The 16558-nt window shown below is 72.8% G+C and carries 16 protein-coding genes and 2 riboswitches; of the genes, 2 read left to right on the plus strand and 14 right to left on the minus strand.

Annotated elements, in window-relative coordinates; translation table 11 throughout:
- Positions 1–31: 31 nt before the first annotated feature.
- Positions 32–868: a PspA/IM30 family protein gene (locus tag FDO65_RS21375; protein ID WP_137451789.1), complete on the minus strand. Its 837-nt coding sequence runs from the start codon at positions 866–868 to the stop codon at positions 32–34.
- A 359-nt stretch (positions 869–1227) separates the two neighbouring features.
- Here FDO65_RS21375 and FDO65_RS21380 point away from each other — a divergent pair, with 359 nt between their 5' ends.
- Positions 1228–2475 (plus strand): type 2 periplasmic-binding domain-containing protein, encoded by a 1248-nt coding sequence (locus FDO65_RS21380; protein WP_166442335.1) that lies wholly within the window; start codon positions 1228–1230, stop codon positions 2473–2475.
- Positions 2476–2499: 24 nt separating this feature from the next.
- Here FDO65_RS21380 and FDO65_RS21385 read toward each other — a convergent pair whose 3' ends face one another.
- The 5 genes from FDO65_RS21385 to FDO65_RS21405 form a co-directional block, all read right to left on the minus strand.
- Positions 2500–3207, minus strand: a complete 708-nt coding sequence (locus FDO65_RS21385; protein ID WP_137451791.1) for an MgtC/SapB family protein — start codon at positions 3205–3207, stop codon at positions 2500–2502.
- Positions 3208–3310: 103 nt separating this feature from the next.
- A complete protein-coding gene (locus tag FDO65_RS21390; protein WP_137451792.1) occupies positions 3311–4243 on the minus strand; it encodes a hypothetical protein in 933 nt (310 codons plus the stop codon).
- A 65-nt stretch (positions 4244–4308) separates the two neighbouring features.
- Entirely contained in the window at positions 4309–4665 is a 357-nt protein-coding gene (locus FDO65_RS21395) for a VOC family protein (protein WP_137451793.1), read from the minus strand.
- Between the two features lie 89 nt (positions 4666–4754).
- The gene (locus tag FDO65_RS21400; RefSeq protein ID WP_137451794.1) at positions 4755–5828 is read right to left on the minus strand and encodes a hypothetical protein; all 1074 of its coding nucleotides are present in this window, start codon (positions 5826–5828) and stop codon (positions 4755–4757) included.
- Positions 5828–6889 carry a helix-turn-helix transcriptional regulator gene (locus tag FDO65_RS21405; protein ID WP_137451795.1) on the minus strand — a complete coding sequence of 354 codons (1062 nt, stop codon included), beginning with the start codon at positions 6887–6889 and terminating at the stop codon, positions 5828–5830. The genes FDO65_RS21400 and FDO65_RS21405 overlap by 1 nt, the downstream gene beginning before the upstream one ends.
- A 98-nt stretch (positions 6890–6987) precedes the next feature.
- On the opposite strand from FDO65_RS21405, the gene FDO65_RS21410 reads away from it, so the two are divergent.
- Positions 6988–7581, plus strand: coding sequence for a TIGR03086 family metal-binding protein (locus tag FDO65_RS21410; protein ID WP_137451796.1), 594 nt, complete (start codon positions 6988–6990; stop codon positions 7579–7581).
- 62 nt (positions 7582–7643) lie between these two features.
- Here the strand turns inward: FDO65_RS21410 and gcvP are convergent, their stop codons facing one another.
- From gcvP to gcvH, 8 genes are all read right to left on the minus strand, one after another.
- A complete protein-coding gene (gene gcvP / locus FDO65_RS21415; RefSeq protein ID WP_137451797.1) occupies positions 7644–10523 on the minus strand; it encodes an aminomethyl-transferring glycine dehydrogenase in 2880 nt (959 codons plus the stop codon).
- A 125-nt stretch (positions 10524–10648) separates the two neighbouring features.
- Positions 10649–10756: riboswitch (glycine riboswitch) on the minus strand.
- Positions 10757–10867: riboswitch (glycine riboswitch) on the minus strand.
- Positions 10868–10980: 113 nt separating this feature from the next.
- Complete coding sequence (locus tag FDO65_RS21420; RefSeq protein ID WP_240757801.1) at positions 10981–12387, minus strand: MFS transporter; 1407 nt, start codon at positions 12385–12387, stop codon at positions 10981–10983.
- A complete protein-coding gene (locus FDO65_RS21425) occupies positions 12384–12878 on the minus strand; it encodes a MarR family winged helix-turn-helix transcriptional regulator (RefSeq protein WP_137451798.1) in 495 nt (164 codons plus the stop codon). The genes FDO65_RS21420 and FDO65_RS21425 overlap by 4 nt, the downstream gene beginning before the upstream one ends.
- Before the next feature lie 290 nt (positions 12879–13168).
- Positions 13169–13714, minus strand: a complete 546-nt coding sequence (locus tag FDO65_RS21430; protein ID WP_137451799.1) for a MerR family transcriptional regulator — start codon at positions 13712–13714, stop codon at positions 13169–13171.
- 238 nt (positions 13715–13952) lie between these two features.
- A complete protein-coding gene (locus FDO65_RS21435) occupies positions 13953–14483 on the minus strand; it encodes a bifunctional nuclease family protein (protein WP_137451800.1) in 531 nt (176 codons plus the stop codon).
- 72 nt (positions 14484–14555) lie between these two features.
- A complete protein-coding gene (gene ftsR / locus FDO65_RS21440; RefSeq protein WP_137451801.1) occupies positions 14556–15290 on the minus strand; it encodes a transcriptional regulator FtsR in 735 nt (244 codons plus the stop codon).
- A gap of 131 nt (positions 15291–15421) precedes the next feature.
- The gene (locus FDO65_RS21445) at positions 15422–15895 is read right to left on the minus strand and encodes an FHA domain-containing protein (RefSeq protein WP_205850230.1); all 474 of its coding nucleotides are present in this window, start codon (positions 15893–15895) and stop codon (positions 15422–15424) included.
- A 201-nt stretch (positions 15896–16096) separates the two neighbouring features.
- Positions 16097–16501: a glycine cleavage system protein GcvH gene (gene gcvH / locus FDO65_RS21450; RefSeq protein ID WP_137451802.1), complete on the minus strand. Its 405-nt coding sequence runs from the start codon at positions 16499–16501 to the stop codon at positions 16097–16099.
- Positions 16502–16558: the final 57 nt, after the last annotated feature.

Raw genomic sequence — 16558 nt, forward strand, 5'->3', positions numbered from 1 at the left:
GACGACCCGCTGCCCGGGCGGGACGGACCGATCAGCCCTGCTGGTTCGGCTGGGTCGACTTGGTGAACGAGGTGGTGCCCGGGTTCAACGCGGCGTCGGAACCGGTCGTACCCGTGTCGATGGAACGCGCCTGCTGCGAACCCAGTTCCGGGTGCAACTGCGAACGCAGCTGCTCCAGACGGGAGGCGCCGGCCATGTCCAGCGTCGACTTCTGGACCTCCAGCATGCGCCCCTCGACCGAGTTGGCGTGCAGCTCCGCCGAGCCCAGGGCGTTGGCGTACCGCTGCTCGATCTTGTCGCGGACCTCGTCCAGCGACGGAGTGCTGCCCGGCGCCTGCAACTGCGACATCGACTGCAGGGACGCGGACACCTGCTCCTGCATCTTGGCCTGCTCCAGCTGGGAGAGCAGCTTCGTGCGCTCGGCCAGCTTGGTCTGGAGCTGCATCGCGTTGTTCTCGACGGCCTTCTTGGCCTGCTGCGCGGCGCCCAGGGCCTGGTCGTGCATGCCCTTGAGGTCTTCCATCTGCTGCTCGGCCGCGACCAGCTGGGTGGCGAACGCCTGGGCCGTCTGCTCGTACTTCTCGGCCTCGACGGTGTTGCCCTTGGCCCGCTGCTCGTCGGCCAGCACCAGGGCCTGACGGGCGGAGGACTGCAGCCGCTCCACGTCGCCCATCTGGCGGGTCAGCTTCATCTCCAGCTGGCGCTGGTTGCCGATGACCGCCGCCGCCTGCTGGGACAGCGCGGCGTGCTGGCGCTGCGCCTCCTCGATGGCCTGCTGGATCTGCACCTTGGGATCGGCGTACTCGTCGACCTTAGACGAGAACAACGCCATGAGGTACTTCCAGGCCTTGCTGAACGGGTTCGCCATCGCGGTGCTGTCCTCTCCGCCGGTGGGGCAGATGTGATGTCGGGCCGGGTTCCGGTCCGCCTACGGCTCCCCGCCGGGACTCGCCGTGTCACCCATCGTTGCAGGTGATGTTGTCGGGTTCCACCTCGAACACCCCCAAGGGGGTTCTTTCGGGGGACACCCGGAGGGGTTCAGGGTCCGACCCCCGGGCCCAGGCCGCGAACTCGCGGTCGGTCGGCGGCGTCTCGGGGCTTCGCCGTCGGCGCTGGTCGGCCCGTCTTCACCCCCACCGGCGCTGCTCCGACCGGGTTACAGTGCTTCGACCCATGCCATCCCACCAGGCCCCCGGGCCGGACGCAGCAGAACGGAGCGGGCCCGCCGTGACCACCCCGCCGCCCCCCTCCGACGACAGCCCGGACGCGGACGCCGTTCCGGCCGACAAGGACCCCGCCACGCCGCCCGGTGGCCGCGCCGCCGGACAGCGACATTCGGCCGGCGGCCGCCGCTGGGCGGTGGCGCCGTGGATCATCGTCACCGTCGTCGCCCTCGTGGTGGTGGCCGGTCTGACCACGGCCTGGGTCGTCTTCACCGGCGAGGACCAGACGGCGCGACCCGCCTGCACCGGCTCGGTAGTCCTCCCGGTCGTCGCTTCGCCGGGCGCCGCCCCCGCCTTGCAGGAGGCCGCGCGCCGTTTCGACGCGACCGGCCCGTCGGCCCGGTCCACCTGCGTGACCACCTCCGTCGGGGAGGAGGCCGGCGGCCAGGTCGCCACCGCACTGCTCGGCGGCTGGGTGAACGGGACCGGCGACGCCCCGGCGGTCTGGGCAGTCGATGACACCGCCGATCTGGCGTCCGTCGAAGCCGCCCAGTCCGGGTTGACAGCCGGCCGGTCCACCGCTCTGGCCGCCACCTCCCCCGTCGTCCTGGCCGTCCGCCCGGCCGACGCCGCCGCGCTGGCCGGCCGCAGCTGGGCGGACCTGCTGGCCGACCCGAGCCTGGCCGGCCGCATCGCCCTGCCCGACCCCCGGGTGAACCGGGCCACCGCCTACGCGCTGCAGTCGATGATCGCCCCGGCCGGCGCCGCCCCCGCGGCGGTGGACACCGCTGCGGTCACCGCGGCCGGCCCGGCCCTGCAGGCCCTGGCCGCCGGCACCGCGAGCAGCGTGGCCACCACGTCCGACGCCCTGGACCAGCTGGCCACCGGCGGGGGGCCCTTCACCGCCGTCCCCGTCACCGAGGCCGACCTCGCGGCCGACAATGCCGCCCGCGGCGCTCAGGCGGCGCTGGTGGCGGTCTATCCCACCGGTCCGACGGCCGGGGACGAGATCCTGCCGGTGGCGTTGTCGGCGTCCTGGGTGACCCCCACCCTGAAGGAAGCCGCGGGCGCGTTGCTGGCCTACCTGCGATCGGCCGACGGGCGGGCCGCCCTGTCCGACGAGGGTCTCCGGGTCTCCGCCGAGACCGGGTCGGCGGCGGCATCGACCGCCGCGAGCACGGCGGCGTCCACCACCGCCGGAACCGGCGATCCGGCGACGGGAGTCGACCGGTCCGTCGCCGTCGTCCGCTTGCCCGACGCGGGCTCCGACGTCACCGCGGCCCTGGCCCAGGCACTCGGACTGCCGGCCTGACGGTCGCGGCCCACCGCTGCCGGACTATTCGAGTTCCTCGCCCTCGGTCATGCTGACGGCGATGACGTCGTCGAGGCCGAGCAGGGCAATGCGCAGGTCATCGGGCCGCGCGGCGCCCGCCGCCTCGATGTCGACGCCGGTGGTGCCGTCGGGTAACCGGTCCGCCGCCGTCAGCCCGATGAGGCCGTCCACCCGCCATCCGTCGGAGGTGAGGCGGTTCAGGACCGTCCGCAGCGCCCCGTGCCCCTGGACGTAGAGCACCCGCAGCCGGACGGGCTGCACGGCACTGCCCGGGAGTCGGCGGGCCAGCAGCGTGTAGCCGTACACCGTCACGAAGTGCAGCGCGGTGACGACCACGGCGATCAGCCAGAGCCCGGCGCCGGCGGCGAGGCCGACCGCCGCGGTCTCCCAGACGGCCGCCGCCGTCGTCAGGCCGCGGATGACGCCGCGCCGGGCCAGGATCAGGCCGGCGCCGAGGAACCCGATACCGGACACCACCTGCGCCGCGATCCGGGACGGGTCGAGGACGACCAGACCGGAACTGAGGACGTCGCCGAACCCGTACTTGGAGACCAGCAGGATCGCGGCGGCGGTGGTGCCGACCAGCGCCTGGGTCCGCAGGCCGGCGCTCTTGCCACGCAGTTGCCGTTCCAGACCGATGGCCGAGGCCAGTACGAAGGCCAGGAGCAACCCACCGATCTGCGCCGGGCCCTGCCCCTGGAAGTCGATCACCGGGCGGACGCTACCTCCGGCGATCGGGCCGTCGACCCGGAACCAGCGGACCGGGCCGGAACACCGTCCATCACGGTGAATCGACCGCGGAACTGACCGTCGATCAGCCGGCCAGCGGTAGTGGTCGCTCCCCCCAGCCGACCACCGAGTCGGTGAGTTGCCGATCCCCGGTGGCGACCACGAAGCAGTTCAGCGTCCACGGATCGGTCGGTCGGCTCGCCCCGTCCGACGACACCGGGTCGAGGACGACGGACAGCTGACCACCCGCCGTCGGGTCGGACATCCGCAACATCGCCGCGGCCATCGCGGCGCAGCCGGCGCGCATCTCCTCCCGGGACGTCAACGAACGGTCGCCGACGCGGGCGACGGCCAGCAGTTCCGCCCCGTGCGGGGCGTCGCAGGGCAGCAGGGTGGCCGTGCTGTCCAGGTCCACCCCGCTCACGGCGCCGGCCGAGCCGCCGGTCTGCGCAGCCCAGCACGTCGCGAACGCGGCCGGCAGGGAACGCTCCGCGGTGTAGACGCCGTCGAGCCGGCCGGTGTAGACGCCACCGGCGTGCGGGGTCGCGAGGCAGGCGATCCAGCGCTGCCCGCCCCGGCGCGCCTGTTCACCGGGCTCGATACGGGTGATGGTGAAGCCGAGAAACGGAGCCCAGCTGACGTTGTCGGTCCGGGGGGCCTCCGGCAGGGTGGGGCGGCGACCCACGTACTGCAGTCCCGCTGCCGTCGCGGCGGCGCGGAAGCACGGATCCCGGCGGCTGCCGACGAGCTCCTGTGGCGCGTCCAGGACCCCGACGACCTGCCCGCGAATCGGCCCGTCGCACGATCCGAAGATCAGCCCGTCCAGCGGCAGCGACTGCGGGCGGGTCTGTCCCGCCGGGCCCGCGTCGAGCAGGCACGTCCCGGCCGCCGGGGCGTCCGGGAATCGTTGCGCCTGGGCCTGCCCCACCACGCGCCGCCCCTGCACGACGACCGGCACGGTCACGGCCGCCAGCAGGGCGATCACCAGCACCAGCCCGCCGAGCCAGCGCCGTCGCATCACCCCAGACTAGGCAGGGCCCGGGGCCGGTGGCGAAGAGCGGTGTCGCCCAGCGGCCCCGGTCGTCAGTCGGTCAGCTGCCAGCGCATCCCGTAGGGGTCGGTGAAGTCGGAGATCGTCTTGCCGGTGACCGGGATAAACGTATTGGCCCGGCTGAAGGCGTGGCCGGCCGCTTCCAGGGTCTGCACGTCCGCCGCCTGATCGGTGGAGGAGAAGGCCAGATGGTCGATCACGAACGCGTCGAGGGTGGCGTCCTCCCGGAGCTCGAAGACCACCTGCTCCGACCCGGGCAGGGCCACCTCGACCGACCCGCGGGCCGGCGTGCGGTTGACCTCAACGAACCCCAACGTCGCGAAGAACGCCAGGGCGACGGACAGGTCCGGCACCTTCAGATCGATGTGATCCACCCGGGTCAGCACCATGAACACCTCACAGACGACGAAACACCTCAGCGCGGGACCACGCGATCGTCCCGCACCGCCCGCCACCCCCAGGCAGGCGGGGGCCGGCATCAGCCCGGGGCGAGCGGTAGGGACGACGACCCGACTCCGATCAGACTGCCGGTCAGCACCGGCGACCCCGCGGCGCCGTCCGCACCGTCCGGAACATCGGTGGTCAGGTAGCAGGTGATGTCCAGGCTCCGGTGGCCACGCTGCAGCCGGGCGTCCAGGGCCTCCGGTCCGACGCGCGACCGGACACCGACGGCCGCCAGGTCGGCGACCGTCCGACCGGTCATGGCCGCGGCCACCCGGTCACACGACGTCCGGATGTCCGTCGAGGACGTGACGAGCGGACCGGTCCGGCCGGTGGCCAGCATCTCCGAGCGGTGCGGCACGCCGCAGCTGACGAAGTCCATCCCGGCCGACACTCCCGCCCCCGTCCAGCACAGCCCGTACGGCAGGGGCAACGGTCCGTCGGAGATCGCGGCCGCCACCCGCCCCGAGTAGTACGACGCCGAGAGGCTCGGGGTCACCGCGCAGGCCAGCCAGTCCCGACCAGCCGCACGCTGCAACGGCCCCGGCTGCAACCAGCGGAACCCCAGGCCGATGGCCGGGACCCAGTGGACCGCCGCCTGGTCCGCCGGGGAGGTGGCCGGATCGGCCGATCCCGGGTCGGTGAACAGGTCGGGGTGGGTCCGGGTCAGCCGGTCGACCCCGACGTAGGTGGCGGCCGCGGACCGGCAGTCCAGCACCGGCGCGGACCCGGCCGGCCACGGGGTTCCCGGCGCCGTCGACGGCGGGTCGGCCCGGCGGACGACCAGGACGACCTCCCCGGCCACCGCGCCGTCACAGGCGCCGAGCACCACCGCGCCCCGGTCGACGTTCGGGGCGACCCCGTCCCCACTGCCGGTCGCGGCCCGGCCGGCGGACAGCGGCACGGTGACCGCGTCGGCCGGTCCGTCACCGCCCCGGGGGACCGTGCCCCACAGGCAGGACCCGACCCGCGGCACCCCGGGCAGATCGCCCGGAACTCCGCGACCGGCGATGCGCGGCCCGCTCAGGGCAGCCGGGAGTGCGGTGGCGACGACCATCGTCACCAGCAGCACCAGCGCGCCCACGACGCGGCCGGTGAGCCGCGGGCTCATCACCCCACGGTAGGCCGATCCGCGGAATCCGGTCCGGACCGCCCGGGTGATGGCGATGCGGGCGGTTCGGCGCCCGGCCCCTGATAGCGCCGGGCGGCTGTCGCCGCCGTCATCGCCGCCCGCGCACGCAGATCCGCCGGCCCGGTGATCTCGACGTCGTCGGCCAGCCCGAGGCACACCCCGATGACGGCCCGGGCCAGCCGGAAGTCGCCGCTCAGCTCGACCGTCCCCGTGTCGTCCGCTGGGCCCTCTCGGTGCCGGACCCTCAGTTCCCCGGCGGCGAGCAACGGTTGCAGCGCCGTCCGGACGGTCGCCTCGGCCGACGCCCGCACCCGCAGGTGCACCGTGGCCGCCGGTCCCGGCGACGACTCGAAACGGTGCCGCAGCTCGTCCCAGACGGCGACCAGCCGAGCGTCGGGCGGTAGCCGGGCCGGCTCGTCGAGGACCTGCAGCCGACGGACGCGGGCCAGCCGCCAGGTCCGGGGCTCACCGCGGTGGTAGCCGACCAGGTACCAGCGGTTGCCGTTCTCGACCAGGCCGAGCGGATCGACCATGCGGGTCACCGGCTCGTCGTCGCGCGGGGAGCGGTAGGCCAGCCGCACCCGGCGACGCTCGGTGGCTGCGCGCCGCAACGCGGGGAGGTGGGTGATGTCGTCCGGTTCGGCGAACCAGCGTCGTCGGTCGACGTGCACCACGTCGCGGAGCCGCCCGGCCGGTGCGGCCAGCCGGTCCGGCGCGCTCGCGGCCAGCTTGTGCAGGGCCGACCGCACCTCACGCGACAGACCGAGATCGCCGAAGGTGTCCAGGCCCAGGTAGGCGAACAACACCTGTGCCTCGGTGTCGGCGAGCCCGGTGACGTCGGCCCGGAAGCCGGGCAGCAGCGCGAACCCGCCGTGCCGACCCCGTTCGGCGTACACCGGGACGCCGGCGGACGACAGCGCTTCCACGTCGCGCAGCACCGTCCGCTCCGACACCTCCAGGCGGCCGGCCAGCTCGGCCGCGGTCAGCCGGGCGTGGGTGCGCAGCAGCAGCATGATCGTCAGCAACCGGTCCGCGCGCACCCGGGAAGTATGCGATCAATACCTGACACAAGGTGTCAGGTATTGCGGACAGGGTGGCGGCATCGCCCAGAGCGGGCGAGACGAAGGAGACCGCGATCATGACCAGCCCCGCCCCCACCGATCCCCGTCCGGCCCTGCAGCGCGCCATCGAGATCGCCGACGCCGTACAGGGCACCGTCGGACCGGACCATCTCGACCGCCCCACCCCGTGCGCCGAGTTCGACGTCCGCACCCTGCGCGGCCACCTGCTCACCGTCATCCGGCGGGTCGCCATCGTCCTGTCCGGCGGCCGGTTCGACGCCGTCCCGCACGTCACCGTCGTCGCCGACGAGGACTACGACCGGCAGTGGGCGACCGGCCGGGAGGAGCTGCTCGCCGTACTCCCCGGAGTCGACCTCGGTCGGACGGTCATCGCGCCGTTCGGCACCGTGCCGGCCGGTGCGGCCATCGGCAGCTACATCGGCGAGTTCCTCGTGCACAGCTGGGATCTCGTCGCGGTCACCGGTCGCGTCGACCTGCTCGACCAGGAGCTCGCCGCCGCCGTCCTGGATGTCGCGCGGCAGCGCATCCCCGCCGAGGGGCGCGAGAACATCCCGTTCGGGCCGGTCGTCGACGTGCCCGTCGACGCCCCGGCCACCGACCGGCTAGCCGCCTGGATGGGGCACGACCCGGCCTGGGCGGCGCGGGTGTGAGCCCACACCGAGGGGGGTTCTTCCCGCTCAGCGAGCAGAACCCCCCTTGGCAGCCGGGAAGCTCAGGCGTACGCCTCCGGACTGGGGCAGGAGCACATCAGGTTCCGGTCCCCGTACGCCCCGTCGATGCGACCCACCGGCGGGAAGTACTTGTGCGCCGGCGACACCCCGGCCGGGAAGACCGCCTCGGTGCGGCTGTACGGCCGCTCCCAGTCGGCGGCCAGCTCGGCCGCCGTGTGCGGGGCGCCCCGCAGCGGGCTGTCGGCGACATCCCACTCCCCCGCCGCGACCCGGTCGATCTCGCCCTTGATCGCGATCATCGCGTCGATGAAGCGGTCGATCTCGGCGACGTCCTCGCTCTCGGTCGGCTCGACCATCAGCGTGCCGGCCACCGGGAACGACATCGTCGGGGCGTGGAACCCGTAGTCCGCCAAGCGCTTGGCCACGTCGTCGACGGTGACGCCGGTCGCCGCGGTGATCGGCCGCAGGTCGAGGATGCACTCGTGGGCGACGTAGCCGCCGGCGCCCGTGTACAGCACCGGGTAGTGCTCCTGCAGCCGCCGGGCGATGTAGTTGGCCGACGCGATCGCGGTGAGCGTGGCCCGCCGGAGCCCGTCCGGGCCCATCATGCGGATGTACGCCCAGCTGATCGGCAGGATCGACGCCGAGCCGAACGGCGCCGCCGCGATCGCGCCGATGCCGGTCTCCGGCCCGGCCTGCGCGACCATCGGGTGGTTGGGCAGGAACGGGGCCAGGTGCGCGGCCACCGCGACCGGGCCGACACCCGGGCCGCCGCCGCCGTGCGGGATGCAGAACGTCTTGTGCAGGTTCAGGTGCGAGACGTCGCCGCCGAACACCCCGGGCCGGCCCACCCCGACCAGCGCGTTGAGGTTGGCGCCATCCACGTAGACCTGACCGCCGGCCGCGTGCACCAGGTCGGACAGCTCGGTGACCGTCTCCTCGAACACGCCGTGCGTCGACGGGTAGGTGATCATGATCGCGGCCAGCCGGTCGGCGTGCTGCTCCACCTTGGCCCGCAGGTCGGCCATATCAATGTCGCCCGTCGTCGCCGTTTTGACCACGACGACGGACATGCCGGCCATCACCGCCGACGCCGCATTGGTGCCGTGCGCGGACGCCGGGATGAGGCAGACGGTGCGGCCCTCGTCGCCGCGGGAGCGGTGATAGCCGCGGATGGCCAGCAGCCCGGCCAGCTCGCCCTGCGAGCCGGCGTTGGGTTGCAGCGACACCGCGGCGTACCCGGTGACCTCACACAGCCAGGACGACAGCTGATCGATCAGCTCGAGGTAGCCGGCAGCGTCCTCGATCGGGGCGAACGGGTGTAGCCCGGCAAACTCCGGCCAGGTCACCGCGGCCATCTCGGTCGTCGCGTTGAGCTTCATCGTGCACGAGCCCAGCGGGATCATCGTGCGGTCCAGCGCCAGGTCGGAGTCCGACAACCGGCGCAGGTAGCGCAGCATCGATGTCTCGCTGCGGTGGGCGTGGAACACCGGATGGGTCAGGTACTCCGAGGTGCGCTCGGCCCACTGAGGCATCAGCGGTGCGTAGGCGGCGAAACCCGCCTGCAAGCCGAAGGACTCGACGACCGCAGCAAGGTGCTCGCCGGTCGTGGCCTCGGAGATGCTGATCTGGACGTGGTCGCCGTCCGCCCACAGGTGGATGCCCCGCTCGCGCGCTGCGGCGACCACCTCCCGGGCCCGTCCAGGAACGGCGGCGCGAACGGTATCGAAGAACAGCTCGTGCTCGACGGCGATCCCCCCGTGCTGCAGCGTCGACGCCAGCCACAGCGCATGCTTCCGCACCCGTTCGGCGATCCGCTTGAGCCCGTCCGGCCCGTGGTAGACGGCGTACATCGAGGCCATGACGGCCAGCAGCACCTGCGCGGTGCAGATGTTCGACGTGGCCTTCTCGCGGCGGATGTGCTGCTCGCGGGTCTGCAGGGCGAGCCGGAAGGCGGTGGTGCCGTGGCTGTCCTTGGAGACTCCGACCAGCCGGCCGGGCAGCTGCCGCTGCAGCTCGGAGCGGACGGCGATGAACCCGGCGTGCGGGCCGCCGAAGCCCAGCGGCACCCCGAAGCGCTGCGCCGATCCGACGGCGACGTCGGCGCCGACCTCACCGGGCGGGGTGAGCAGGGTCAGGGCCAGCAGGTCGGTGGCCACGACGACCTTGGCCTCGCGCTCGTGGGCGGCGGCGATGACCTGGCGGTGGTCGCGCACCGCGCCGGAAGCTCCGGGGTAGGACAGCAGCAGACCGAAGAAGTCGCCCACCGGCAGCGACTCCAGCCCGTTCGACAGGTCGGCCACGACCAGTTCGATGCCGACCGGTTCGGCCCGCGTGCGCAGCACGGCCAGGGTCTGCGGCAGGGTGTCGGCGTCGACGACGAACCGGGACGACTTGGACCGGGCGGTGCGCTTGATGAGCGTCATGGCTTCGGCCGCGGCGGTGCCCTCGTCGAGCATCGAGGCGTTGGCGATGTCCAGGCCGGTGAGGTCGGTGACCGCGGTCTGGAAGTTCAGCAGCGCCTCCAGCCGGCCCTGCGAGATCTCCGGCTGGTACGGCGTGTAGGCGGTGTACCAGGCCGGGCTCTCCAGCACGTTCCGCTGGATGACGCCGGGGGTGATGGTGTCGTGGTAGCCCAGGCCGATCATGGACACGGCCGGCCGGTTGCGGGCGGCGATGGCCCGCAGCTCGGTCAGCGTGGCCGCCTCGGAGGCAGCCTCCGGCAGCTCGAGCGGGCGGTCGTTGCGGACCGCGGCCGGGACGGCCGCCTTCTCCAGGGCATCGAGATCGGGCTGGCCGAGCACGCGCAGCAGGGTGTCGAGACCGCCAGCGTCAGGGCCGATGTGGCGATCAGCGAAGACGGCCGACCGCTCGGCCACCGGGCCGGAATGGGACGGGCCGGGGACGGACGAGGTGGACATGGGACCTCCCGAGGGACCGACGGACGGGGGCGGTGCCACCGGGACGCGGGCGCCCCGGCGTGGGACGTCGGACCGCCGCCGCTCGCCGTGCCGATCGTCGGCATGGTCGGTCGAGGTGACCCGAGTCCTCCCCCTCTGTCATCGGTGCCTGAGAGCTTCCGCCGGCGGACCGGCTTGCCCCTTCGGCGGGACCGGCTGCTGAACAGCGAGCGCGGTCCTCTTTCCAGAGGTGTCTGTCCCCCACGGTTCGGTGGCCTGTGAGTGTGGCGGGGAGGGCTTGCTCCTTCGGCGTCGTCCCGCACCGGCCGGGGCCGGGTCGGTCCGAGCTCTCCCGTGGAGGGTCGTCGACACACCGATGCTACAGGCCGGACCTGCGGCGTTGCCGGTCCATCGGGCGCGAGGTGGCCGTTCTCACGGGTCCGGCGCCCCGGTCGGTCGGGTCAACCGGACATGCCGGTCAGACCCGCTCGGCCACCCGTACGGATGGGACGGAGACCGCCGCCGGGCCGGCCCCCGCCGGGCCCGCCCACAGCGACCGGACGGCGGGACGGACGGCCAACCCGGCCCCCCGCAGCGCCAGCAGCCCGGCGATGAGCGTGGCGACCAGGCAGATGGCCCCGGAGATGATCAGCGCGATCGGGGCGCCCCAGCTCTCGGTGATCCAGCCGACGACCAGCGAGCCGATCGGGGTGCCGCCCATGAAGACCAGCATGTACAGGCTCATCACCCGACCCCGCAGCTCCGGGTCGCTGGCCAGCTGCACGGTGGAGTTGCCCAGCGTGTTGAACGTGACCGACACGAACCCGACGACCACCAGCAGGGCGACGAACGGCCAGAACCAGGGGGTGAGGCCGAGCACCACGAGAGCCAGCCCGACAGCGGCGGCCACCCCGAACAACAGGGCCAACCGGGCGGTCGACCGGCGGGCGGCCATCAGCGCACCCGCCACCGACCCGACCGCGATGGCGGTGTTGAGCAGGCCGTAGAGATCGGCCCCGGAGACGAACACGTCCTTGGTGTAGGCGGACAGGATGATCGCGAAGTTGTAGCCGAACGTCCCGATGAAGAACACCAGCACCACCGGCCAGAGCAGCGCCGGGGTCCGCCGGACGTACCGCAGGCCCTCCCGCAGCTGACCCTTGGCCCGGCTGACCAGCGGCGACGGCAGCAGCTCGGCCGGTCGCATCATGGCCAGCGCGGTGAGGACGGCGACGTAGCTGATCGCGTTGAGCACGAACGCCGAGCCGATGCCGACCGCACTGATCAGCACGCCGGCGACGGCCGGGCCGAGCATCCGAGCCAGCTGGAAGTTGCCGGAATTCAGGCTGACCGCGTTGCGGACCAGCTCGTGCGGGACCATCTCGTTGACGAACGTCTGCCGCGCCGGGTTGTCGACCACGGTGGCCAGCCCGAGACCGGCGGCGATGACGTAGACGTGCCAGACCTGCACGGCTCCGGTCACCGTCAGCACCGCCAGTGCGGCAGCGAGCAGCAGCATGGCGCTCTGGGTGATGAGCAGCAGCCGGCGCTTGGGGTAGCGGTCGGCCAGCAGACCGCCCCACAGGCCGAACAACAGCATCGGCAGGAACTGCAGGGCGGTGGTGATACCGACGGCCAGCGGCGAGTTGGTCAGCGACAGGACAAGCCAGTCCTGCGCGATGCGCTGCATCCAGGTGCCGGTGTTCGAGACGACCTGGCCGGTGAAGAACAGCCGGTAGTTCCGGATGTGCAGGGCGGCGAACGTGCGGGGGCGCTCGGCGGGTCCGGTCGGCCCCGGAGCGCCGCGGTCCGGGTCGTCGGGGTCACGGTGGAGGTGCAGGAAGGGCGCGTGCGAGTTCACGTGCAGGTGGGACAGGACAGTCACGGCAGTTCCGCCAATCGGGCGAGTGCGCCGGCGGCGGCGGTCAGCGCGGCCTGGTCGGCGGCGTCGAGCTGGTCGAACTGTCCGGCCAGCCACCGGGTGCGGACCTCGCGGGTCCGTTCGAGGAAGGCCAGGCCTTCGGGGGTGAGGCTGACCAGCACCCGCCGTCCGTCGTGCGGGTGGGGTTCCCGGCGGACGAGGTCGAGCTGGGCGAGGCGCTCCAGGATCGCCGTCATCGACGGCGGACGCAGATGCTCGGCGCGGGCCAGATCGGACGGGGTCACCGGTGCGCACCGCCGGATCCGGGCGAGGACGGCCACCTCGGTCGACGACACCTCGGCATCCACACCTCCGGTGGCCGCCGCTTGCGCGCCGACCTGGTGGCGCAGCCGCCGCGACAGCACCAGGACGGCCGCCCGCAGCGTGCCGACGGTGCCCAGGGACGGATCCTCGGCGGTCGGCGGGGCCGGGGCGAGCGGCGCGATAGTGGTCATGTCATTAGTTTACCAAATTACCTCGGCTAACGACAGCCGCGCAGGGTGGGTGGCCGGCCGCGCTGGTCACGTCCGCCGACGCTGATGAAGGTGGCCGAAAGCGCCGAACACGCCACAGAAGTCGGCCATTGATCGGCGTCGACGAACTCCCCCGGCGTCGGACACGTCGACCGGCGTCGCCGCATCCGGCGTCGCCGGTCCGGCAACCCGCCGGGAACGACCACGAAGAGACGACAACACCCCGCCGGCGCCGAGGCGCGGACGGGGTGAGCGAAGGGAGAACCGGCGGATCAGCCGGCGTTGCGGGCCTGGCGACGCTGGGACAGTTCGTCGGCCGCGGCCACCGGGACGACGAGGTCACCCTCGACCCGCTCGACCGGGAACTCGGCCAGCGTGCCGGTGATCTCGCGCATGGTGCCACCGACGGCGATCCCGAACACGCCCTGCCCGCCCTGCAGGAGGTCGACGATCTCCTCGGGCGAGGTGCACTCGTAGACGGTGGTGCCGTCGGAGAACAGCGTCACCCCGGCCAGGTCGTCCACACCGCGGGCCCGCAGGTGCTCGACCGCGACCCGGATGTTCTGTAACGAGACACCGGTGTCCAGCAGCCGCTTGACCACCTTGAGCACCAGGATGTCCTTGAACGAGTACAGCCGCTGGCTGCCCGACCCCTTGGCGCCCCGGACGGTGGGGACGACCAGATCGGTCCGCGCCCAGTAGTCCAACTGGCGGTAGGTGATGCCTGCCGCCTGGCAGGCCGTCGGCCCGCGGTAACCGGCCGACTCGTCGGGTAACGCGGCGTTCGGAAAGAGAGCGCCCTGCTCCTGGTCGGGCATCGCCGCTCCCTTGTTCCGAGCCGGTCGTGCGCCGGCTACCGCTGACTGCTCGCGCCTGACCGTCCCCGATCGCGCGCGTCCCACATGCGAATCACATGGACGCAAGTTCCGGTCTGACGGTAAGCGGGGCCCGGGTGCGGGTCAACGTCTCGAACGGGCGTGTCCTGGCCGGAGCCGGACGGCCGCCGCGACAGCGGGTGACGGACCGGCCCGGTGTGCGGGCGCGGCGTGGCCGCGATCAGGGCTTCTGACCGCCGAAGTCGTCCGGGGACACCGAGTCCAGGAACTCCCGGAACCGTTCGACCTCGTCCTCGGCGTCCCCCGGCTCCTCGGTGACGTCCTCGGCATCGGCGGTGGCCGCGGCGTCGGGCTCGTCCTCGGGCACGATGATGCCCGCCTCGGCCAGCACCTCCTCGGCCACGAAGACCGGGATCTCCACCCGCACGGCCAGCGCGACGGCGTCCGACGGCCGGGCCGAGACGGTGGTGCCGTCGTCGAAGGCCAGCTCGCCGAAGAAAGTGCCCTCGCGGAAGTCGACGACCCGCACCTGCACCAGCGACCGGCCGAGCGCCGTGATCACCTGGCCGAGCAGGTCGTGGGTGAGCGGGCGGGGCGGACGCACGCCCTGCTGGTGCATGGCGATCGCCGCCGCCTCCGCCGACCCGATGAGGATGGGCAGGCTGCGGGGACCGTTCACCTCGGTCAGCATCAGGATCGGCTGTTGGGTGGGCATCTCGACCCGGACCCCGACGATGCGCATCTCGATCATGTCGGTGTGCCTTTCTCCCTCACCCTGGAAAGCTACACGTCCCGCGGCCCACGCCGGCGGGCGCCAAGATCGTCAGGGACCGAGATCCCGCGCCAGACCGGACTTCACGAGCAGCGCGTGCAGACGCAGGATCGTCGCGGCCAGCCGGTGCGCCTCCGCGGCGGCCCGCTCCCGGGCGTCGGGGTCACGCTGCCGCGCCTGTGGGCCGACCAGCTGCCGGATGGTGTCGACCTCACGGTCGGCGGCCGTCCGGAAGGAGCGCAGGTGCCGGGCCTCCAGCCCCGCGGCGATGAGCTCGGCGGCGATCCGGGCGGTCAGCACGGCGTCGGCGTCGAACCAGCCCCCCGGGCCGGCCTTGACGAGCCCGAAGTGCTCCAGCTCGGCCAGGGCGGTGGCGTCCAGCCCGCTGGTGGTCAACAGATCCGACCGGTCGACCCGCACCGGAGCGGTACCCCGGGTCACGACGAAGTCGTCGGGCGCCGGGCCGTCGGTCGCCAGGACGGCGGCCATCGGCATCCGCGGCGCCGGCAGCTGGGGTTCCTCGCCGCGGTCCAGGGCCTCGAGCTCGTCCCGGATGACCTTCAACGGCAGGTACCGGTCCCGCTGGGCCGACATCACGAAGCGCAGGCGCTCGACATCGCGTTCGCTGTACTCGCGGTAGCCCGACGGCTTGCGGTGCGGGGTGACCAGACCCTCGGTCTCCCAGTACCGGATCTTGGACAGGGTGACGTCCGGGAAATCGGCCTGCAGGCGGGTCAGCACGGCCCCGATCGACAGACGGGGCTCCCGTGGCGTGCCGTTGGCCATGGCTGTGGTTCCCGGTGGATCGTTCGGCGGAGACAGGCGCGGTCCACCGGCGGAGTCGGCCGAGCGCAGGGGACGGGTCGTCGCCGTGCGCCGGACCGCCCCCGTCGAACCGTTCGGCAGACCCGCCGCCGTCATGAGTCGGTGGCGCCGGCGGCCTGGTCCCCGGACAGGAAGACCAACCGGAACTTGCCGATCTGGACCTCGTCACCGTTGGTCAGCGGCGACACCTCGACCGGCTCGCGGTTGACGTAGGTGCCGTTCAGCGAGCCGATGTCGGCGACCTCGAACCCGTCGCTGCCGCGCCGGAACTCGGCGTGCCGACGGGACACCGTGACGTCGTCCAGGAAGATGTCGCTCTCCGGGTGCCGGCCGGCCGTGGTCTTGTCCCGGTCGAGGACGAAACGGGAGCCGGCGTTCGGGCCCCGCTTGACGACCAGCAGGGCCGCCCCGGCGGACAGATCGCCCACACCCTCGCCGATGACGTCGGTGCCGGCGTCGGCCTGGTCAACCCCGGGGTCGGCCGGGGTCTCGGTGGTGTTGAACAACCCACCCGCGAAGATCGACGTCGAGTCGGATGCTCCGGAACCGCGCTCGCTCTGTGTCACCGAAACTCCCTCATCCGTAACCCACTACCTGTCATCGCCATCGTCGAGCGCACGGGTCGACCCCCGGCGAATCCACCACCCAGCGTCGACGAGTCGTCGCTCGTGGGAACGACCGTACCGTGCCCGCGCCCGCCGCCGCAGGCCCGGGCGACCCGGGTCGAACGGGACCGACCGCACCCACCGGGCCGACGAGGCGCCCGGTCAGTTCTCGCCGATGGTGCCGGCGTAACCGGCGGCGTCCAGCAGGTCGCCCAGCTGGTCCGGCTGCGACAGTTCGATCTCGACCATCCAGCCGTCGCCGTACGGGTCGCTGTTGACCAGCTCCGGACTGCCGTCGAGCGCGTCGTTGCGGGTCACCACCGTTCCGGCGACCGGGGCGAAGATGTCGGAGACCGACTTGGTCGACTCCACCTCGCCGATGGCGTCGCCGACCTCGACGGTGGTGCCCGGCTCGGGCATCTGGACGAACACGATGTCGCCCAGGGAGTTCTGCGCGTAGTCGGTGATGCCGACCCGCACCACCGGGGTGCCGTCGGTGTTCTCGGTGTCGGCCAGATGACGGATCCACTCGTGGTCCGTGCTGTACCGAAGGTCGTCGGGGATCACGCAGGAATCCTCGCACGAGCAGCCCCCGCGGGTCCGTGACCCCCGGGCCGACACGGG

The sequence above is a fragment of the Nakamurella flava genome, assembly GCF_005298075.1.
Lineage (GTDB): Bacteria > Actinomycetota > Actinomycetes > Mycobacteriales > Nakamurellaceae > Nakamurella > Nakamurella flava.

Excerpts from the sequence above, each read along its gene's own strand:
- FDO65_RS21430 (WP_137451799.1), bottom strand. The coding sequence starts at position 13,714 with ATGCCCGACCAGGAGCAGGGCGCTCTCTTTCCGAACGCCGCGTTACCC.
- FDO65_RS21390 (WP_137451792.1), bottom strand. The coding sequence starts at position 4,243 with ATGCGACGGCGCTGGCTCGGCGGGCTGGTGCTGGTGATCGCCCTGCTG.
- FDO65_RS21425 (WP_137451798.1), bottom strand. The coding sequence starts at position 12,878 with ATGACCACTATCGCGCCGCTCGCCCCGGCCCCGCCGACCGCCGAGGAT.
- FDO65_RS21400 (WP_137451794.1), bottom strand. The coding sequence starts at position 5,828 with ATGAGCCCGCGGCTCACCGGCCGCGTCGTGGGCGCGCTGGTGCTGCTG.
- ftsR (WP_137451801.1), bottom strand. The coding sequence starts at position 15,290 with ATGGCCAACGGCACGCCACGGGAGCCCCGTCTGTCGATCGGGGCCGTG.
- FDO65_RS21375 (WP_137451789.1), bottom strand. The coding sequence starts at position 868 with ATGGCGAACCCGTTCAGCAAGGCCTGGAAGTACCTCATGGCGTTGTTC.
- FDO65_RS21395 (WP_137451793.1), bottom strand. The coding sequence starts at position 4,665 with ATGGTGCTGACCCGGGTGGATCACATCGATCTGAAGGTGCCGGACCTG.
- FDO65_RS21435 (WP_137451800.1), bottom strand. The coding sequence starts at position 14,483 with ATGATCGAGATGCGCATCGTCGGGGTCCGGGTCGAGATGCCCACCCAA.
- gcvP (WP_137451797.1), bottom strand. The coding sequence starts at position 10,523 with ATGTCCACCTCGTCCGTCCCCGGCCCGTCCCATTCCGGCCCGGTGGCC.
- FDO65_RS21410 (WP_137451796.1), top strand. The coding sequence starts at position 6,988 with ATGACCAGCCCCGCCCCCACCGATCCCCGTCCGGCCCTGCAGCGCGCC.